The organism is Provencibacterium massiliense (genome assembly GCF_900169495.1).
GTDB classification, from domain to species: domain Bacteria; phylum Bacillota; class Clostridia; order Oscillospirales; family Ruminococcaceae; genus Harryflintia; species Harryflintia acetispora.
The window spans coordinates 1,431,414-1,450,981 of record NZ_FWCH01000012.1 but is presented as its reverse complement, the minus strand read 5'-3'; the positions used below and the strand labels follow the sequence as shown (position 1 = coordinate 1,450,981).

15 protein-coding genes are annotated in these 19,568 nt (G+C 62.3%); 8 read left to right on the top strand and 7 right to left on the bottom strand.

The annotated features are described in order from the left end of the window. Positions 1–4: 4 nt before the first annotated feature. Complete coding sequence (locus B5477_RS12000; protein ID WP_079699906.1) at positions 5–1,261, bottom strand: L-rhamnose isomerase; 1,257 nt, start codon at positions 1,259–1,261, stop codon at positions 5–7. 1 nt (position 1,262) lies between these two features. Beyond that, complete coding sequence (locus B5477_RS11995) at positions 1,263–2,747, bottom strand: rhamnulokinase (protein ID WP_079699905.1); 1,485 nt, start codon at positions 2,745–2,747, stop codon at positions 1,263–1,265. Between the two features lie 156 nt (positions 2,748–2,903). On the opposite strand from B5477_RS11995, the gene B5477_RS11990 reads away from it, so the two are divergent. From B5477_RS11990 to B5477_RS11960, 7 genes are all read left to right on the top strand, one after another. Beyond that, on the top strand, positions 2,904–3,671 hold the full coding sequence (locus tag B5477_RS11990) for a DeoR/GlpR family DNA-binding transcription regulator (protein ID WP_159449032.1): 768 nt from the start codon (positions 2,904–2,906) through the stop codon (positions 3,669–3,671). A gap of 192 nt (positions 3,672–3,863) precedes the next feature. Further along, positions 3,864–5,660: a sensor histidine kinase gene (locus B5477_RS11985; protein ID WP_079699903.1), complete on the top strand. Its 1,797-nt coding sequence runs from the start codon at positions 3,864–3,866 to the stop codon at positions 5,658–5,660. Continuing rightward, positions 5,654–7,225: a helix-turn-helix domain-containing protein gene (locus B5477_RS11980; RefSeq protein WP_079699902.1), complete on the top strand. Its 1,572-nt coding sequence runs from the start codon at positions 5,654–5,656 to the stop codon at positions 7,223–7,225. The genes B5477_RS11985 and B5477_RS11980 overlap by 7 nt, the downstream gene beginning before the upstream one ends. Before the next feature lie 115 nt (positions 7,226–7,340). Further along, a complete protein-coding gene (locus B5477_RS11975; protein WP_159449031.1) occupies positions 7,341–8,696 on the top strand; it encodes an ABC transporter substrate-binding protein in 1,356 nt (451 codons plus the stop codon). A gap of 113 nt (positions 8,697–8,809) precedes the next feature. Then, complete coding sequence (locus tag B5477_RS11970; protein WP_079699900.1) at positions 8,810–9,697, top strand: carbohydrate ABC transporter permease; 888 nt, start codon at positions 8,810–8,812, stop codon at positions 9,695–9,697. Positions 9,698–9,708: 11 nt separating this feature from the next. Next, a complete protein-coding gene (locus B5477_RS11965) occupies positions 9,709–10,554 on the top strand; it encodes a carbohydrate ABC transporter permease (protein ID WP_079699899.1) in 846 nt (281 codons plus the stop codon). 15 nt (positions 10,555–10,569) lie between these two features. Then, on the top strand, positions 10,570–13,206 hold the full coding sequence (locus B5477_RS11960; protein ID WP_079699898.1) for an alpha-L-rhamnosidase: 2,637 nt from the start codon (positions 10,570–10,572) through the stop codon (positions 13,204–13,206). Between the two features lie 54 nt (positions 13,207–13,260). On the opposite strand, the gene B5477_RS11955 is transcribed toward B5477_RS11960, so the two are convergent. Next, the gene (locus B5477_RS11955; RefSeq protein ID WP_079699897.1) at positions 13,261–14,181 is read right to left on the bottom strand and encodes an AEC family transporter; all 921 of its coding nucleotides are present in this window, start codon (positions 14,179–14,181) and stop codon (positions 13,261–13,263) included. A 173-nt stretch (positions 14,182–14,354) separates the two neighbouring features. Between B5477_RS11955 and B5477_RS11950 the strand changes: the two genes are divergently transcribed. Beyond that, on the top strand, positions 14,355–15,041 hold the full coding sequence (locus tag B5477_RS11950; RefSeq protein ID WP_079699896.1) for a GntR family transcriptional regulator: 687 nt from the start codon (positions 14,355–14,357) through the stop codon (positions 15,039–15,041). A 116-nt stretch (positions 15,042–15,157) separates the two neighbouring features. Here the strand turns inward: B5477_RS11950 and B5477_RS11945 are convergent, their stop codons facing one another. The 4 genes from B5477_RS11945 to larA form a co-directional block, all read right to left on the bottom strand. Next, complete coding sequence (locus B5477_RS11945; RefSeq protein WP_079699895.1) at positions 15,158–16,582, bottom strand: GntP family permease; 1,425 nt, start codon at positions 16,580–16,582, stop codon at positions 15,158–15,160. A 95-nt stretch (positions 16,583–16,677) separates the two neighbouring features. After that, entirely contained in the window at positions 16,678–17,841 is a 1,164-nt protein-coding gene (locus B5477_RS11940; RefSeq protein ID WP_079699894.1) for a UxaA family hydrolase, read from the bottom strand. A 16-nt stretch (positions 17,842–17,857) separates the two neighbouring features. After that, positions 17,858–18,154 carry a UxaA family hydrolase gene (locus B5477_RS11935; protein WP_079699893.1) on the bottom strand — a complete coding sequence of 99 codons (297 nt, stop codon included), beginning with the start codon at positions 18,152–18,154 and terminating at the stop codon, positions 17,858–17,860. Positions 18,155–18,185: 31 nt separating this feature from the next. Next, positions 18,186–19,463: a nickel-dependent lactate racemase gene (gene larA / locus B5477_RS11930; RefSeq protein ID WP_079699892.1), complete on the bottom strand. Its 1,278-nt coding sequence runs from the start codon at positions 19,461–19,463 to the stop codon at positions 18,186–18,188. Positions 19,464–19,568 lie beyond the last annotated feature (105 nt).

Sequence of the window (19,568 nt, the reverse complement as noted above, 5' to 3'; positions counted from 1 at the left end):
TCCTTTAGCTTCTCGCTTCGAGGACCTGTGCCTCGTAGCGGCGCATGTCGTCGAGCCATTCGAGCCCCGCCGGGACCGAGCTGCTCTCGCAGAAATAATCCCAGACCGCCTGCATGGGCAGGGCCTTGAGCTCCTCGAGCCAGGCAAGGCGGCTGGTGAAGTCGCCCGCAAGCTCATATTCGCGCAGCCGGTCGGTCGGCTCGAGCAGGGCGTGCAGCAGCGCCTTTTGCATACTGCGCATCCCGATCACCCAGGCGGCGATCCGGTTAATACTCGCATCGAAGAAGTCCAGGCCGATGTGGGTGCGGGAGAGCAGATCCCCGCGCACCAGCTCGCTTGCGATCTGCTGCAGCTCGTCGTCCAGGATCACCACGTGGTCGCTGTCCCAGCGCACCGGGCGGGAGACGTGCAGAAGCAGCTCGTTGCAAAACAGCAGCACGGCGGAAATTTTGCCGCTGATCACCTCGGTGGGGTGGAAGTGCCCGGCGTCCAGGGTGAGGAGCTTTTGGTTCTTCACCGCGTACCCGAGATAAAATTCGTGCGAGCCCACAACGTAGCTCTCGCTGCCGATCCCGAAGACCTTGCTCTCCACCGCGTCGAGGTTATATCGCTCATCGATCGGCTCCCGGAAGATTTCATCCAGCGCCGAAAGCAGCCTCCGGCGCGGGGCCAGCCGGTCGATGGGGGTGTCCTTGTAGCCGTCCGGGATCCAGATGTTGTTGACGCTCGGGGACTGGAGCTCGCGGCCGAAATAGGCGCTGACCCTGCGGCTGCGCTTGCAGTGCTCGATCCAGAAGTCGCGGATTCCGCGGTCGGCGCTGGCGAGGGTGAAGCCGCTCTCCGACTTCTCGTGCGAGAAGCAGGTGGGGTTGAAGTCGAGCCCGAGCCCTTGCTCCCTGGCCCACTGTACCCAGCTTTCATAGTGGCGCGGCTCGATCTCGTCGAGGTCGATTCGCTCGTCGGTGTCCGCATAGGTGGAATGCAGGTTGATCCTGTGCTTGCCGGGGATCAGGCGCAGCGCCATCTCCATGTCGGCGCGCAGCTCGCTTGGCGTGCGCGCGGCGCCGGGGTAATTCCCGGTGGCCTGGATCCCGCCCGAGAGAGCGCGCTCCCGGAACAGGAAGCCCCGCACGTCGTCCCCCTGCCAGCAGTGCATCGAGATTTTGATCTGTTCGAGCCTTCTCAGCGCCTCCCCGGTGTCCACGCCGATTTCGGCGTAGCGCTCTTTGGCCAGCTCGTAGGCCTTCTCTACCGATTTCATATTACAGCTCCTTTTTTGGCGGCAGGACCGCCTTTTGGTATTGCAGGTAACGGATTTTCTGCTGCAGCGTGTCGCCCCGCGGCAGATAGCGGGCGACGGGGAAGCTGCGCCGGATACAGCGCCGGGCCGCGGCAAGGTCGGGCAGGGCACGCAGCGCGATCAGCTGCACGGCGATATTCCCGAGCGCCGTCGCCTCCACCGGCCCGGCCTCGACGGGGATAGCGGTGCAGTCGGCGGTCATCTGGCAGAGGAGCTTGCTCTGGATCCCGCCCCCGATCATATGCAGCAGCGGGAAGCGCCGCCCGGTGACCTGCCCCAGCTGGTCGAGGGTGAGGCGGTACTTCATGGCGAGGCTGCTATAGATGCACTGGGTCACCTGTCCGATCCCCTCGGGCACCGGCTGCCCGCTCCTGGCGCAAAGGCTTTTGATCCTGGAAGGGATGTCGCCGGGCTGGATAAGCACAGGGTCGTCCACGTCGATGAAGGAGCGGTAGGGCTCCTCGCGCTGCGCGAGCTCCTCCAGATCCGAAAAGGAGAGGGAATGCCCCTCCTTTTCCCACTGGCGGCGGGACTCCTGGATCAGCCAGGAGCCCATAATATTCTTGAGGAAGCGGACGGTGCCGTTTACGCCGCCCTCATTGGTAAAGTTTAAGGCGCGCGCTTCCTCGTTCGCTAAGGGGGCGGGCAGCTCGGTGCCGAAGAGCGACCAGGTCCCGCAGCTGATGTAGGCGGGGCAATCCTCCCCCTCCTCCAGCGGCAGGGCGGCCACCGCGCTGGCCGTGTCGTGCGAGGCGACCGACAGGATGGGGACTGCGGAGAGGAGCAGTTCCTCCTGGAGCGCGGGGGTCAGCACCCCCAGCTCGCTACCCGGCTGGCGCAGCGGCAAAAAGAGCCGGTAGGGCAGCGAGAGGCGGCCGCAAAGCTCCCGGTCCCAGCCGCGGGTATGTACGCCCAGCAGCGCGGTGGTCGAGGCGTTGGTATACTCCGCCCCCATCTGCCCGGTCAGATAGTAGCCGATCAGGTCGGGCAGCAGCAGCATGTGCCGGGCCTGCTTTAAAGTCTCCGGGCGCTGCCAAAGATCGGCGCAGAGCTGGAAGACGGTGTTGAAGGGGGCGTACTGGATTCCGGTGCGCGCGTAGAGCTCCCGGGCCGGAACGCTTTCATAGACCCGGTCGGCAATCCCGTCGGTGCGCCGGTCCCGGTAGTGGTAGGGGTTCGCGAGCAAGCGCCCCGCGCCGTCCAGCAATCCGTAGTCCACCGCCCAGGTGTCTATCCCCGCGCTGTCCACCCGGCCGGCATGACGCAGCCCCTGTTTGATCTCGTGAAATAGGCGCAGGAAATCCCAGTAGAGCTCCCCGCCGACGGCGACCGGATCGTTTGGAAAGCGGTGGACCTCGCCGAGGCCCAGCTGCCCGTCCCGATACTGCCCGAGGATTGCCCGCCCGCTCGACGCGCCCAGGTCGATGGCCAGTACATGCTTTTGCATAAGCGCCCTTCCTTTCTCGTCCTTGCCAGGACGGCTGGTTCCTGCTATATTATAAATGCCGCGAGCAAAAATGTCTATTTATGAGCGGTAAATTGAAATATGATCATCAAAACAGGAAAAAACAATCAATTTGGGACATCAATGGAGGGGAAGGATATGCTGCAATCACAGCGGCAGCAGGAAATTTACGAATACCTGCAGGTCAAGAAGTCAGCCTCGGTGGCACTGCTCTGTGAACGGTTCTATGCCAGCGGGGCGACCATCCGGCGGGACCTGTGCGCGCTCGAGCACAAGGGCCTGATCCGGCGCACCCACGGGGGCGCGGTGCTCTACGAGGGCGGGAACGACGAGCTGAGCGTCACCATCCGCGAGCAGAGCGCGGTGCCTCAGAAGCGGATCATTGGGGAGCTGGCCTCCTACTTCCTCAAGGATTCCTACCGGGTATTCCTCGATTCGAGCAGCACGGCGGGGTACATGCTGCCCTACCTGCGGGGGGTGAAGAACCTGTCGGTGATCACCAACGGGCTGCGCAGCGCCATGCTGCTCTCCCAGGCGGGGGTGCACGAGGTCTACCTCCCCGGCGGGCGGCTGCTCGAGCGCTCCAACTCCCTGGTCGGCAGCGATACCCTGCAATCCCTCGACAGCTACTGCGCCGACGTGGCATTTTTCTCCTGCTCGGGGCTGGACCCGCGCTTCGGCATCACCGAGGCCAATCCCGAGCAGGCCCAGGTCAAGCGCCGGATGCTAAAGCGGGCCAAGACGAAGATCCTGCTTTGCGACAGCACCAAGTTTTACCGCAGCTTCCTCTACCAGACCTGCGGCTTTGGCGATGTCGATTACCTGATCACCGACCAGCGTCCGGGGGAGGATATCCTCGCGCTGCTCGAGGGGACGGCTTGCGACCTGGTCTGCCCCCAGCTTTAGGTGGTAAGCGCGACGTTCTAATGATCATGTTGATGATTGAATATGATCATTTATCAAGTTATTCGTCAAAAATAGACAGGCCCGTTCTCTTCAATTATAATATAGTCTCAGGCAAAGCCTGGGGCACGGCCGGGCCCTAAGTAAAAAGCGAGGGGAGCTAGCTCCTCTTTTTGCATAGAGAGGAGCGTACCCATGCACAAATTGATCGAGCGTATTCCCCGGCTGCTGGGGATGAAGAAGATCAAAAACCAGTTCCTGGCGGCGATGATGTTCCTGATACTGATTTCGGTGCCGGCGCTGGGGATCATGTCCTACCGGATTTCCGCCTCGATCATCGAGCGCAACCACACGCGGTCCTACCAGTCCAGCCTGCAGACCTCCGGGCGGATTCTGGAGGCGACGCTGGATTCGATCGTGAGCGCTTCGCGCACCTTTTTATATGACCAGGAGTTCTTGCTGGCGGCGCAGAACACCTCCTTCGTGCACGACCCGGACGGGAAGCGCGCGCGGGACGCCCTGCTGCAGGAGAAGATGCGCTACTATACCTTCTATCTCAACGACATCCTCTGGGCCGGGTTTTATGATCAAAACGGCACGCTCTATTCGGGCGGCTCCAGGGTCAACTCCCTGGGCGCCATGCTGAACTCCTCCTTCGGCCAGGTCAGCAAGACCGACTGGTACCGCCAGATCATCGAGGCGCAGGGGAAGGAGGTCTTTTTCAGCTACGACGTGCTCGACCCGACCAATGCCAACGAGGTTTTTACCTGCGGCAAGTTGGTCAGGGTACCGGGCAGCCTGGAGGAGCTGGGGGTACTGATCACCTGCGTGCGCACGCGGATCTTCCGCTCCGCCTTCCCGAGCGCCGGCACGGATGCCGCAGATGCCACCGCGGCGGGCTGCTACATGATCCTCGACGCGGGCAGCTCCCGTGAGCAGAACCTGCTCTACTGCAACAACCCGTCCTTTCACGAGGCGCTGGCAAAGAAGCAGGTGCCGCCCGGCCTCTTTGACGAGGAAAGCGGCTTTTTCACCACCCGCTTTCAAAACGGGGCCACCGGCTGGCAGCTGGTGCACACCGTCAGGCTGGACGATCTATTGCGGGATACCGGCACCATCAAGCGCTACACCGCCTTTACGGCGGTGATGACCGCGGCGGTGGCCATCCTGCTGTTTTTGCTGCTCTCCAATTCCATCAACCGGCCGCTGCATAAGCTCGAGCGGGTGATCGAGGAGGTCGGGGACGGCAAGCGGGTCTTTGACGAACAGTTTTCCGACGACGAGATCGGGACGATCGGGAATAAATTCTTGGAGATGATCGGGGAAAACTACCGACTGAACGAAAGCGTCGCCCAGCTGCGGCTGCGCCAAAAGGAGGCGCAGCTCAAATGCCTGCAGGCCGAGATCAACCCGCATTTCCTCTACAATACCCTGGACAGCATCTACTGGATGGCCAACCTCCAGAAGGTCCCCGAGATCGGCCAGATGGCCATCTCGCTGTCCAAGGTCTTTAAAATCAGCCTCAACAGCGGCGGGGAGACCACCACCGTGCGCCGGGAGATTGAGCAGGTGGAGAATTATCTGATCATCCAGTCCCTGCGCTACAAGGATAAGCTCGAGTACCACATCGAGGCGGAGGAAGAAATTCTGGAGTGCGAGATCATCAAGATCATCCTGCAGCCCTTTGTGGAGAACGCGGTGCTCCACGGGCTCGAGCCCAAGGAGGGCAGGGGCGCGCTCTGGCTGCGCGGGAAAAGAGAGGGGGAGGACATCCTCTTCACCGTCGAGGACGATGGGGTGGGGATGGCGGACACCGCGCAGGTCCACGCGGGCTACGGGGTGCAAAACGTCGTGGAACGGGTACAGCTCTATTATGGTGAGCGCGGTCGGATCACCTTCCAAAGCCGGCCGGGGCAGGGCACGCGGGTGACCATCCGGCTGCCCGCGCAGTTCGAGGGCCCCTGGGGGCCAAAAGGAGGAGAGCAATGCTGAAAGCCATTGTGGTGGACGACGAATATGTGGTCCTCGAGGGCCTGCGCTCACTCGCCGACTGGTCGAGCTACGGCGTCGAGCTGGCCGGTACCGCCCGCAGCGGCAGCGAGGGGCTGGCGCTCATCGAGCGTCTGCGCCCCGAGATCGTGCTCACCGACATCCAGATGCCCGTCATGGACGGGCTGGAAATGATCCGGCGGGCCAAGGAGATTGTGCCCGAGAGCGTCTTCGTCATTTTCAGCGGCTTCAACGAGTTCCGCTATGCCCAGAGCGCCATCAGCCTGGGCGTGCTCGACTATCTGGAAAAGCCGGTCACCCTCGAATCGATCGACGGCGCCATCAGCCGGGCGGTCAAGCTGCTGCACTCCCGCGCGCCAGCCGGGAATTCTGATATGCCAAAGGCGCGCGCCGAGCAGGACGCGCTCTCCCAGGCGGTGCGCGCCCTGCTCGACGGGACAATCCAGGATTTCAGCCAGTACGTCGCCTTCTTCGAGGAACGGGGGCTGCCGCTGCCGCCCCTGCGCAGCGGGGGTGCCGCCGCGCTGCGCATTGCGCAGCGGGATGGGGAAGGGAACCATGCCGCGCCGCGCAATACGGTGCAGGACGGATATGCCGCCCTGTGCCGCAGTTTCCAGCGCCGGGCGCTGCGCGAGGGCGAACAGGCCGTCTTCTTGCAGCAGGAGGGTGACCTGCTGCTCGTCCTGCTCTCCCCGGGGGCGCAGGAGCTTTGCCTTACGCGGCGGCTTTCGGCCCTCGCGGCCGAAGGGGAATATTCCTTCTTCGCCGGGGTGGGGGAAGACTGCGCCGACCCGCTGCACCTGCCGCTGTGCTGCCTGCAGGCGCGCCAGGCGCTGCGGTATGCGCTCTTTCGGGAAGAAAACAGCGTGCTCCCCATCGGCGAGGTGCAAAGCGGGCCCCTGCCCGCGGGCGGCGGGCGCGAGGAGGAGATCCTCTACCGCCTGCGCGCCGGGGAACGGGAGGAGACCCTGGCGGCGGTGGACGGGCTGCTGGACTTCTGGTGGAAGTCGAACCTCTCGCCCCAGCTCTTCTGCCACGAATGCCTGGAGCTGTGTTATCTCGGGCTGCGGGCCGCGCAGGAGACGGGGGAAAATTATCTGGAGACTCTGGGGGAGGGGTACCTCCCGCATGAGGAGCTGTTTAGACTTCGCGGCTACCGGCAGATCTGCGGGTGGGTGCGCGGATTTTTCGGGCGGCTGTGCGACTGGCTGCAGGAGGTCAAGAGCCGCGGCATGCACAAGGGGGTGCTCGAGGCCAAGCAGTATATCCTCAAAAACTACGACAAGAGCCTGACGCTGCAGGAGCTGGCGCAGGCGGTCTACATGAACCCGACCTATCTGAGCATGCTCTTCAAGGAGCAGGTGGGCACCACCTATATCAAATTTCTCACCTCGGTGCGTCTCGAGCACGCCCGGGAGCTCTTGGAGCGCGGGATGAAGGTTTCGGCCGTGAGCTCCCAGGTGGGCTTCCACGACGCGCGCCACTTCAGCGAGGTCTTTAAAAAAACCTTCGGCATCACGCCGGACCAGTATAAACACGGGCACTGAAGGATAAAACAGAAATTCCCCCCACCGAATCAGAAAAAAAGCTCACTATTCGATTTTTTTGTCAAATGCTACAATGAAACTACACAAAACAACCATGATTTTGGGAGGGTTATTGATGAATACGAAAAGAGTATTGAGCGCAGTGCTGGCCGCCGTCTGTGCCGCTTCGGCGTTTGCGGGGTGCTCCGCCAAGAAGCTGGAAAACAGCAGCTCCGACGCCGCGGCGCCCGCAGAGAGCTCGGCCGCCTCGCAGGAGGGCGGCGCCGACACCACCGAGCGGGTGATCCATCACCTGACCGTCTGGGACGACAACCAGAACACCGCTGCGGTGTTAAACGGCCTGACCGAGGAATATCAGAAGGATCATCCCGGCGTCACCATCGAGAATGAGAAGATCGCGCAAAACGATCTGCCGCAGAAGATCATGATCCTGGCGTCCTCCAACTCCCTGCCGGACATCTTCAACTCGGACCGCGCCGACACCAACGCGTCCTTAATCAAGTCCGGCCAGATCAAGAACGCCTCCGAGGTCCTAAAGGAAGCGGGGGTGGAGAGCTGCCTGCCCGAGTCCGTCTACCAGGGGCTGGCGAACCTCCAGGGCACCGACGAGATGTGGGTGCTGCCGACCGAGAACAACATCGAGGCCATCTGGTACAACAAGAAAATTTTCGAGGAGAACGGCGTCACGGTGCCCACCACCTGGGACGAGTTCACCGCCGTGTGCGACACGCTCAAAAATAACGGTGTGCAGCCGATCGCCCTCTTCGCCAAGGGCAAGTGGGGCGCCACCCGCTGGATCGCCAACATGACCTTCAGGCGGCTGGGGGTCCAGTCCATCGTGGACATCAACGACGGCGTGCTGTCGATGAGTGACCCGACCGTGGTGGACAGCGCAAAAATCCTGCAGGACATGAACACCAAGGGGTACTTCGGCGAGGGCGTCAACTCGGTGGACGAGGACATCGCCTATGAGATGATGCTCGGCGGCAAGGCGGCCATGTGCTACACCGGTTCTTGGTTCACCGAGCGCCTCGAGGGCAGCGACACCATCGGCGAGGACATGGGCCTCATGGCCTTCCCGACCTTCCCGGACGGCAAGGGCAGCGCCGGCGACTACCTGTGCCACTACGGGCTGACGCTCTGTATCGGCGCCCAGAACTACGACGACGCGCTGCGCGACTGGATCGCCTACGTCTTCCCGCGCTATGGCGACTACGCGCTGGAGAACCTCGGCCTGCTCACCCCCTACACCATGCAGGAGGAGCACGAGACCAGCTACTACACCCAGCTCGTACTCGATGAGATGCAGAAGGTGACCGGCACCGGCGCCTGGCTGGAATTCAAGCTCCCCCAGAAGGCTTCCAGCACCGTTGAGGACAACGTGCAGCCCCTGCTGGTCAGCGAGATCACCCCGGAGGAATACTGCCAGATCTGCGACGAAGCGATCAAGACCGAGCTGGCGAAGCAGTAGCCTCCACCTGAGCTGACAAGCCGAGAATCTAAGAAAAACGATGCCAGTCCCGCCAGCCATAAAGCCGATGGCCGGCGGGACTGACTGCTTGATGGGAAGGGAGAGTACATACCTTGGATAAGCTGCTGCGGGACAAAAAAGCGATCGCCGCCTTCGTGCTGCCGGCCATGCTGGTCTATGCATGCATTGTGCTGGTGCCGATCGTCTGGTCCGCCACCTACACCGTGTACGACGGGGTGCCGGGGCTCGACTTCCGCTTCGTCGGGAGCCAGAACTTCACGACCCTCTTTCGCGACCGCGACTTCTGGATGGCGGTCACCACCAACCTGAAATACGTCGCCGGGGTGGTCACCGGGCAGATCGGGCTGGGGCTGCTGCTGGCCTTCATGCTGATGTTCGGCCTGCGCTCGCACAAGAACCTGGTGCGCACCATCCTCTTTTTCCCGGTGGTGCTGCCCTCGGTGGCCATCGGGCAGATGTTCGTCAAAATCCTCGAGATCCAGCCGCAATACGGGCTTTTCAACAGCCTTTTGGAGGTGGTGGGCCTGGGCGCCTATGCCAAGGGATGGCTGGGAGAAAGCTCGACGGCGCTCATCTGCTGTATCATCGCCGACATCTGGAAGGCGATGGGCCTTTACGCCACCCTCTTCTACTCGGGGCTTCTGGACATCCCGGGCGACGTGATCGAGGCCTCCCAGATTGACGGGGCCACGGGGCCGCAGCGGGTGCGCTACATCCTGCTGCCGATGCTCAAGCCCATCATCATGATGGCCCTGGTGCTGAGCATGACCGGTACGCTCAAGGTGTTCGACTCGATCTACGCCCTGACCGGCGGCGGCCCGGGCAACGCCACGCGCATGCCCACCATGTACATGCAGACCACCGCCTTCGTCTACCAGCAGTACGGCTACGGCAGTACCATTGCAATCTTCATCATGATCGAGTGCCTGTTCTTCTCGCTCATCATCAACAAGCTGCTGAGCAAAGACAATACCATTTGAGGAGGAGCGAAATGGAAAAAACAAAAAAGAAGGTTTCCCCCCTGCGTGCGGTGGGGACCACCCTGCTGATCATCTTCCTTCTGATCGAGCTGTACCCCATCATCTGGCTGCTGCTCTCCTCCTTCAAGACCAACTCCGAGATCGCGCTGACCCCGAGCTATTCTTTGCCGCAGGGGATCGAGGTGCAGAACTACATCGACGCCTGGAACGTGGGGCATATGAGCACCTTTATGGGGAACAGCATCTACACCACCGTCTTTTCGCTGACCTTCATCGTCCTGCTCAGCGCGCCGGCGGCCTTCGGGCTGACCAAGATGCGTTGGAAACTCAGCGGCCCGGTCTCCACCCTGTTTTTGATGGGGATCATGATCCCGGTGCAGGTCATGCTCATCCCGCTGTTTTTGATGTTCAAGACGGCGAACCTCTTAAACACCCTCGAATGCCTGATCGTGGCCTTCTCCGCCTTTGGGCTGCCGATGTCAATCTATCTCTTCTCCGGCTTCTTTAAGGGGATCCCCAACGAGATGATCGAGGCGGCGGTGATCGACGGCTGCTCGATCTACCGGGTATTCTTTAAGATCATGCTGCCGCTGATCAAGAACGCAATGGTCACCATCCTGATGATCAGCTTCATGGACGTGTGGAACGACCTGCTCTTCTCGATGACCTTCGTCAGTTCGACCGAGCTGAAGACCTTACAGACCGGGTTGGTGATGTTCAGCGGGCGCTTCGGGGCCAGGGATTGGGGCCCGACCTTCGCGGCCATCGCGATGGGGACGCTGCCGACCATCCTGCTCTATCTGGGGCTCAACAAGGTGATGATCGAAGGGCTGACCGCCGGCGCGGTCAAGGGCTAAAAGGAGGGGTTATCTTTGACAAGCGACAAGGCGGCTTTCCTGCGCTGCGAGTACCGGGAAAACCCGGTCGGGATCGACGCGCCCTCCCCCCGCCTGAGCTGGCAGATGGAGAGCACGCGACAGGGCGCCATGCAGAGCGCCTATCAGATCGAGGTCTCCACCGAGGAAACGTTCGGCGCGCTCTGCTGGGACAGCGGACGGGTGCAGTCCTTCGAGACGCTGGGGATCCCCTACGGGGGCGCGGCGCTCAGCGCGCGCACCCCCTATTTTTGGCGGGTGCGGCTCTGGAACGAAGAGAACGAATGCTCCGGCTGGAGCCAGGCGCGCTTTGAGACCGGGTTCCTCGGCTCCCCCTGGATGTCGCGCTGGATCGGCGCGCGGGACGAGGAGGAATCCTGCCACTATTACCGCAGGGAATTCTCGGTGCGCGGCGGGCTTCGCGCCGCCCGGCTCTACATCACCGCCTGCGGGCTCTATGAGGCGCACATCAACGGGCGGAAGGTGGGACGGGACCATCTCACCCCCGGCTGGACGAGTTATGGGGACCATCTGCAATACCAGAGCTACGACGTGACCGAGCTGCTGGGGGAAGGGGAAAACGCCCTCGGCGCGATCCTGGGCGACGGGTGGTACAAGGGCCCCTACACCTGGGACAAGAAGCGGGAGCTTTACGGGCACAAGCGGGCGCTGCGCTGCCAGGTGCACCTTTGGTATCAGGACGGCCGGGAGGAAATCGTCTCCTCGGATGAGCGCTGGCGCTACCGCCGCGGGCCGATTCTCAGCTCCCAGCTCTACGACGGGGAGATTTACGACGCGCGCCTCGAGCTTCCCGGCTGGGATAAGCCGGGCTTATCCGGGGCGGGCTGGTCCCCGGTGCGGGTACTCAGCCCGCAGGTGGGGGAGCTCGTCTCCAACCTCTGCGCGCCGGTGAGGGCGCAGCGTGAGCTGCGGGTGCAAAAGATCCTTCGCACCCCCAATGGGGATAGGGTGCTCGACCTCGGGCAAAACATGGTCGGCTGGCCGAGAATCCGGGTGCGGGGCAGGAAAGGGGAGCTCGTCTTCCTGCGCCTGGTGGAGACGCTTGGTCCGGACGGCAACGCCTATCCCTACAACCTGCGGAGCGCCAAGCAGGAGCTGCAATACATCCTGAAGGGGGAGGGCGTCGAAATTTTCGAGCCGCATTTCACCTTCTCGGGCTTCCGGTATATCCAGGTCGTCGCCTGGCCGGGCGAGCCCAATGAGGACAGCGTCCTGGGGGTGGCGGCCCATTCGGGGATGGAGCAGACCATCGAGCTGCGCAGCGGGAACCCTCTGATCGAGCGGCTCTATAAAAACATCCTCTGGGGCCAGCGCGGGAACTTTATCGAGGTACCGCTCGACTGCCCGCAGCGCGACGAGCGCTTCGGCTGGACCGGGGACGCGCAGATCTTCGCGCGCACCGCCAGCTTCAATTTCGACTGCTTCCTCTTCTATGAAAAGTGGCTGCGGGGTGTGCGGGCCGACCAGTTCTCAAACGGCGCCGTGCCCTTTGTGGTGCCCAACATCCTGCCGCGGGACTGGGACCTGGCCAGCGCCGGGCCCGAGTCCACCTCGGCGGCCTGGGGGGACTGCGTCACCATCTGCCCCTGGGTGCTCTACACGGCCTATGGCGATCGGCGCATCCTCGAGGAGAACTACGGGGCGATGAAGCGGTATGTCGGCTACATGCGCGCCGAGAGCCCAAACGGCCTCTGGGAGGGCGGCAGCCAGCTCGGCGACTGGGTGGCGCTCGATGCGAAGCCCGGGGACTACATCGGGGCGACCGACCCGCTCTATACCGCCACCGCCTTCTACGCCGTCTCGACGCGGATCGTGGCAAAAGTGGCGCGGCTGCTGGGCCGTCAGGCGGACGCACAGGAATATGAGGCGCTCTATGGGGCGGTCCGCGCCGCCTTCCGGGCACGTTTCGTCCGGGATGGCGAAGTGAGCGAAGAGACCCAGACCGCCCAGGTGCTGGCGCTGGTCTTCGGCCTTGTCGAGGACAGTGAACGCCCGGCGGCCGTAAGGAAGCTCGCCGAGCTGATTGAACGGAAAGGCGGGCACCTGGACACCGGCTTCGTCGGCGCGCCCTACATCTGCTTTGCGCTCAGCGAAAACGGCCGGGCGGACCTTGCCTACGAGCTGCTATTTAAAGAGGACTTCCCCTCCTGGCTCTATCAGGTGCGCAAGGGAGCCACCACCGTCTGGGAGCACTGGGACGGGATCATGGAGGACGGCAGCTTCTGGAGCGACGAGATGAATTCCTTCAACCACTACTCCTACGGTTCGATCGGGGAGTGGATTTACCGGGTGGCCGCCGGGATCGACTGCGATGCAGAAGAGGCGGGCGGCTACCGGGACATCCGGCTGCACCCGGTGCCGGACAGGAGGCTTAGCGAGCTCTGCTGCCGCTACCGCACCCCGCGCGGCACGCTGGAGAGCGGCTGGAGGATGGAGGGGGACAAAGTGGAGTACCAGTTCACCATTCCGCCGAACACCACCGCCATCCTGACCCTGAGGGCGGGGGAGGGGGCGCGCGTCAGCGCGCCACAAAACGCGCGCTCTCTCGGGAGCAGCGGCGGGGAGGCGCGCTACCTGCTCGCGCCGGGGCGCTACCGCTTCACCGTAAAATAACGGGAATCAATAAACGGGAGGGCCGCACGGCCCTCCCGTTTTCATGTTAAGAGTTCAGGCGATCCCCAACGCCAGCATGAGACCGGTCATCATCAGAAGGCTGACCACGATGGACAGGGAATTTGTGAATCCCGCCAGCCCCGCGTCGCCGCCGCAGCGCTCGGTAAAGGCCGGAGCGATCACCGAGATGGGCGCGAAGAGGATCACCGCCACCACCTGCTTGATCTCCAGAGGGAAGGGGGCGAAGAAATAAATCCCCAGTGCGACGAGCAGCGCGAAGAGGTTGCGCGCCAGTACCACCGACAGGGCCGCGCGCAGGTAGCCGGGCTTCGATTCCCACCGGAACATCAGCCCGATCATCAGCATGGCCAGCCCCGGGTTGGCGGCGTTCAAGGGGGCGAGCAGGGTGAGGGCGACCTGCGGGACCTTGAGCCCCAGCGCCGAATAGGCGAGCAAAAAGAGGTAGACGTCGAACGGCACCGAGGTGAAGAGCTTTTTGAGCGTATCGCGCAGCCGGGGGCGGCCGCCGTCGCCGCCTATGGCGGCGGTGCAGAGCGCGTAGGAGCCGCCGGTGCACATGATGGCGTTCCCGGTGTCGAACAGGCAGGCGATCACCACCCCGCCGTGGCCGAGAAAGCTCTGCATATAGGGCATGGCGAAGGTGCCGATGTTATAACCGGGCAGGTTCATCATCGAAAAGGCGCGCTGGCCGGCCGGCTTGCTGCGGCTGCGCCACCAGCCCAGCCCGAACAGGGCGAGGTTGGAGAGGAGCCCGAGCAGCACCACGAAGAGCAGGGCGCCGCTGAGCTCGAGCCCGGCGAAGTTGGTAATCACCGCCGCGGGCAGGGTCAGGTTCATCACGATCCTGACGAGAATTTGGTAGTCGCGCTCTCCGAAGAGCCCCGCGCGCCGGAGCAGGAAACCTGCCGCGATCAGCAGCACGAAGGAGAGCGCTTTGAGCAGTACCGCGCCCATGGGACATCCCCTCTACTAAATTTTTACTGGTAAACAGCCATGGCCGTAGGTCGGCCATAGAAATTTTTATAAAGCTATTGTAACCCCTCGCGCAGGATTTGTAAAATGTGATATAATAGCTTATATCTTTTACAATCAATTCAAAAGCTAACCGCGAAAAGGAGCCCAAAATCATGGCCATCGTCCATCGTCCCATCGCCAGCACCATCAAGGATCAGGTCTATCAGATACTCAAGGAGGAAATCTGCGGCGGCGCCTACCAGCCCGGGCAGTGGCTGCAGGAGAAGGAGCTGGCGAACCGCCTGAGCGTCAGCCGCTCCCCGATCCGCGAGGCGCTGCGTCAGCTGGCCGGGGACGGGCTGGTGGTGGACATCCCGAACAAAGGGGTCTTCGTCAAGGAGTTCACCCTGCGCGACATCGAGGAGGTCTTCGATCTGCGGCTGATGATGGAATCCTACGCCATCCTGCACTCGGGCAAGAACCTGACCCCCGAATACAAGGAGGAGCTGCTGCGCTATGTGGACGAGCTGACCCGCGCCCATAGCGAGGGCCGCCTCAAGCACTATATCGAGCTGGATACCCAGCTGCACAACCTGTTCATCACCCTGGGCGGCAACCGGCTGCTCGAGGAGAGCTACCAGAAGGTGCACACCATGATCCAGCAGTTCCGCATCTACTCCCTGATCGGGCAGCAGCGCTTCGACGAGTCGGTCGAGGAACACAGGGAGATCGTGCACTGCATCCTCACCGGCGCGCTGGAGGAGGCTAACCGCGCCAACCAGCACCATCTCGAGCTTGCCAAGGAGAAGATCCTCGAATACCTGGAAAAGAAGAAACAGCAGGCGGAGGACAAACGGTAACCGTTCTATGGCTTGACAATAAGTATGCGCCCCCGGCTTTTCGCCGGGGGCGCATTTGTGTCATCCGGGAGGGTGGCACAAAATACGTATCCTCCTATCCCAACAGGAAGGTACTCTTAATGGAAGAATATGCTGAGAATACAGATGATGATCGAGCCGAAGACCGGGACGGCGATCGAACCCATGGTCCAGGTCTTGAGGCTGGTCTTGATGTCCATGCCGCTGAAGTTGGTGACGACGTGGAAATAGCTGTCGTTGAGGAACGAGGGGCACATCGCGGTCAGACAGACGGCCAGGCCCGCGAGGTAGGGGTTGATCCCCAGGGTGAGAACCATCGGGGCGATGATGGCCGAGCCGGTGATCATAGCGGTGGTGCCGGAGCCCTGCGGGAAGCGCATGATGCAGCCGATGAGCAGCGGGACCAGGATGCCGGGGATACCGATGGCGACGATCCCGTCGGCCATGATCTGCGCAGCGCCGGTCGCCTTGACGACCGCGCCCAGGGCGCCGCCGGCGGCGGTGATGCAGATGATCGGGCCGGCGTCTTTGAGCGCCAGGTTCATCATGTCGTTGACGATCTTATTCGGCAGGTCCTTGGCCAGGACGAACGCGCCCAGGCACAGGGAGATGAACAGCGCGATGACGGGGTTGCCGAGGAAGGTAACGATCGAGGCGAGCATGGTCCCCTCGAGGGAAGCGATCTGCCCGACGATGGTGTTGCAGAGGATCAGGACCACCGGCAGAAGCAGGATGGTGAAGGAGATCCCGGCGCCCGGGAGCTTCTCGGTGCTCAGCAATGCCTCGAAGTCGCTGTTTTCCAGCTCCTTGCCGGCGTTGGTCTTCGCTTCGATCATATCCAGGACCTTGAGCTGCGCTTCGGTGTATTTGCTGCGGTCGATCTCGCTGGGAACGACGAACTGCGGATACTTGTTGCCGAACCAGCGGAAGAGGAAGACCGAGAAGATGAACAGCGGGATGGACAGGAGCAGCCCGTAGATGATGAACATACCGAGGTCCACCGCCAGGCCTTCCTGCTGGAAGGTGCCGACCACGGCCAGCGGGCCGGGGGTCGGGGGAACCATGAAGTGGGTGATGTAAAGGCCCATGCCCAGGATGCCGCCCAGTCCGACCATGGATTTCTTGGTCAGGCGGGAGAACTCCTTGGCCAGGGAAGAAAGGATGACGAAGCCGGAGTCACAGAACACCGGGATGGAGACCACGAAGCCGGTCAGGCCCAGCACCACGTCCGCGCGCTTGACGCCGACCATCTTGAGGATGGTCAAGGCCATGCGCTTGGCCGCGCCGCTCTTCTCCAAAAAGATGCCCATGATGCATCCGAAGCCGATGACGATGCCTATACTTGCCATCGTGCCGCCGAAGCCAGAGGTCACGGTGGAAATGGACTCGCCCAGCGGAACGCCGGACAGGATACCGATCAGAATCGCTGAAATGATCAGCGAGGGGAAGGCGTGCATACGGGTAAAGATGATGAGGACCATCATCACGATGACGCCGATTAGCATTGCGATTACGGGATTCATAAACTACTCTCCTCCTTAATTTTAGGGTGGTGGGATAGGATATGTATTGCGTGGCCCCGGCGCGCTCGCCCCTGCCGGGACCGGGAAAACGAAAATCAAATGACCGGGCCCATGGTGTAGATGTCGATCGAGTTGAAGTACTTGATGGCCTCGTTCTTGGTGTACTCGCCGTTCAGCACCCGCAAAAGCAGGGCGAAGGCCTCCTCGCCGACCTCTTCGATGGTTTTTTCACCCGTGATGATCCGCCCGGCGTTGAGGTCCATGTCGTGGATCATCCGCTCATAGGTGTTCGGGTTGCCGCAGATTTTGATGACCGGCATCGAGGGGAAGCCCTGCGGGGCGCCCCGCCCGGTGGAGAACATCATGAACTGCGCGCCGGTGCAGGCCATGCCGGTGAGGATTTCCGGCTCGCGCCCGGGGGTGTCCTTGATCCAGAGGCCCTTCTGGTCGGTCACCATGTCGGAATAGCCGAGTACGCCCTGGATCGGGCGGGTGCCGGACTTGACGATGGCCCCGAGGCTCTTCTCCTCGATGGAGGACAGGCCCCCCTCGATGTTGCCCGGGGTGGGCTGGCCCTTGCGCATGTCGCACCCCAGGGACTTCGCCCTGGCCTCCATGTTGCCCACAATTTCGTATATCTTGTCCGCGACCTCCTTGTTGACCGCGCGGCGCGCCAGCAGATGCTCGCCGCCCAGAAACTCGGTGGTCTCGCCGAACACCACGGTGCCGCCCAGGTCCACCAGCTTGTCGGCCACGTAGCCGACCACGCAGTTGGAAGCCATGCCGCTGGTGGTGTCGGACGCGCCGCACTTGATGGCCATCACCACGTTGGAGATGTCGACCGTCTGGCGCTGCTGGGTGGAGATTTCGATGACCAGCTTCTGAGCCGCGTCGATCCCCGCCTGGATGGCCCGGCTGGCGCCGCCCAGCTCCTGGATGTGGATGATCTCAACCGGCTTGCCGGACGCTGCAATCGTCTGCACCAGCCGCTCGTGGTCGGTCCCCTCGCAGCCGAGGCTGACGACGAGCGCCGCGCCCACGTTGGGCGAGCAGCCGAGCGCGCAGAGGGTGTCGGTCACCCGGTCCAGGTCGGGCGGCAGCTGGCAGCAGCCCTGGTGGTGGAAGTAGCCGACCGTCCCCTGCACCTGGCCGACGATGGCCTGCGCCACGTCGTTGGCGCAGATGACGCTGGGGATTACCGCAACGTGGTTGCGGGAGCCGACCTTGCCGTTTGCCCGTTTATATCCTAAAAATTCCATAGCCTCTGATCCCTCCTTACAGATCGCCGCGCCCACGCATGCTGTCCAGGTTGTGCACATGCACGTAGTCGCCCTTCCCAATTTCGGCGGTGGCGACGCCGATCTCCTCGCCGTACTTGGTGATCTGCTCGCCCTTATGGATGTCGCACAGGGCGATCTTGTGTCCGTAGGGCACGTCGCCGTGCACGGTGATGATCTCGCTTTGTCCCTTCTTGTCGCGCACTTCTACCTTTGTGCCGTCGACAATCCCATTGGCGAAGATGGTCGCCACGTTGTCCTGATCGTGAACCTTGAGCGCCAGATTCAGCGCCATAGCCATCGCTTCCTTTCCCGCTTGATAATAGTTACTCTTTGACCGCCAGTACCGAAACGCCGTCCGGGATGACGACCACCTTTGCGTCCTGGCCCTTCATCTCCCGCGCCATGGCCAGCGCCTCGTCGGGGCTGGAGGCCGGGATCATATTGGCCTTTTTGACCAGTTCGTGATCCAGGTAGGTGGTCACCAGGATGACCTTGTGCTTTTTGAGGATGCGCGAGTAGATCTGCGCGCACCACTGCTCGGGGATGGTCTCCTTGGGCGGAATCTTCGAGAGGTCCGCCTCGATCTCCTCGGGGGTCCCCGCGACGATCAGCTTTTCAAAGTGGGTGCCGCCCATCCCGTCAAAGCAGGAGCAGCACATGATGATCACCCCATCCTCCCCGGCGCAAGCCTCGGCGGTGGCGACCGCCTTGGGCGACTGGTAGAGGTTCTGGTCCAGCGGATACCCACCGTTGGAGGTGATCACGATGTCGCCGGTGATACTCGGGCACTGGGACATCTCGCGGATGAATTCGACCCCCTTGGCGTGGGACTCCTCGAGGTCCCCGGCGAAGGCGGCAACGATCTTCTTTTTCCCATCCAGCGCGACGTTGAAGGTGAACTGCACGTTGACCTTGCGCGCGGCGAAGATCATATCCTCGTGGATCGGGTTGTGCTCCAGCACCCCGGTGGCGGCATAGGGCGAGGCGATCGCCTTGAAGGAGTGGTTCTCGTTGACCGTCTCCTGCGAGCAGATCCCCGGGAGGATGCTCTTGCGCCCGCCCGAGAAGCCGGCGAAGAAGTGCGGCTCGATGAACCCTTCGGTCAGCAGCAGGTCGCATTCGACCGCCAGCTTGTTGCACTGGAAGCCCGCCCCCGAGGGGAGGGCGCAGACGTAGGTAAAGTCCTCGGGCTGAAAGGCGTCGTTGATGGCGATCTTCTCGTTGTCCACGATCTGATCGCCGAACATCTTGCGCTGCTCCGCCTCGGTCGTGGCCCGGTGCAGCCCGGTCGCGATCAGGATGGTGATGTCCGCCTCGGGGTTCCCCTCGCGGATCTCCGCGAGCAGGATCGGCAGGGTGATCTTGCTGGGGACCGCGCGGGTGTGGTCGCTCGTGACCAGCACCACCTTGTGCTTGCCCTTCGCCAGCTCGCGCAGCCGGGGCGTGCCGATGGGGTTTTGCAGCGCCTCGCGCACCAGCTCCTCTTCGCTCTTGCCGGGGTCGTATTCGTGCATCTTGGCGGTGATCACCGCGGCGAGATGCTCTTCTTCGATGTGAAGCGGAAGACTCGAAGTGTAATAGGGAATGTTGATGGTCTTCATCCTGAACCTCCTGCAAAGCATCAATAGCTTGTATGATGTATACAATATATTTAATCCAAAAATAGGATATTCCAAATTCGACATAAAGTCAATTCGTTTTCTCCT

Bases quoted from the DNA above. Each gene is read 5' to 3' on its own strand.
- B5477_RS11985 (WP_079699903.1), top strand. From the start codon at position 3,864: ATGCACAAATTGATCGAGCGTATTCCCCGGCTGCTGGGGATGAAGAAG.
- B5477_RS11995 (WP_079699905.1), bottom strand. From the start codon at position 2,747: ATGCAAAAGCATGTACTGGCCATCGACCTGGGCGCGTCGAGCGGGCGG.
- B5477_RS11965 (WP_079699899.1), top strand. From the start codon at position 9,709: ATGGAAAAAACAAAAAAGAAGGTTTCCCCCCTGCGTGCGGTGGGGACC.
- B5477_RS11935 (WP_079699893.1), bottom strand. From the start codon at position 18,154: ATGGCGCTGAATCTGGCGCTCAAGGTTCACGATCAGGACAACGTGGCG.
- B5477_RS11975 (WP_159449031.1), top strand. From the start codon at position 7,341: ATGAATACGAAAAGAGTATTGAGCGCAGTGCTGGCCGCCGTCTGTGCC.
- B5477_RS11940 (WP_079699894.1), bottom strand. From the start codon at position 17,841: ATGGAATTTTTAGGATATAAACGGGCAAACGGCAAGGTCGGCTCCCGC.
- B5477_RS11955 (WP_079699897.1), bottom strand. From the start codon at position 14,181: ATGGGCGCGGTACTGCTCAAAGCGCTCTCCTTCGTGCTGCTGATCGCG.
- B5477_RS11980 (WP_079699902.1), top strand. From the start codon at position 5,654: ATGCTGAAAGCCATTGTGGTGGACGACGAATATGTGGTCCTCGAGGGC.
- B5477_RS12000 (WP_079699906.1), bottom strand. From the start codon at position 1,261: ATGAAATCGGTAGAGAAGGCCTACGAGCTGGCCAAAGAGCGCTACGCC.
- B5477_RS11990 (WP_159449032.1), top strand. From the start codon at position 2,904: ATGCTGCAATCACAGCGGCAGCAGGAAATTTACGAATACCTGCAGGTC.
- larA (WP_079699892.1), bottom strand. From the start codon at position 19,463: ATGAAGACCATCAACATTCCCTATTACACTTCGAGTCTTCCGCTTCAC.
- B5477_RS11950 (WP_079699896.1), top strand. From the start codon at position 14,355: ATGGCCATCGTCCATCGTCCCATCGCCAGCACCATCAAGGATCAGGTC.
- B5477_RS11945 (WP_079699895.1), bottom strand. From the start codon at position 16,582: ATGAATCCCGTAATCGCAATGCTAATCGGCGTCATCGTGATGATGGTC.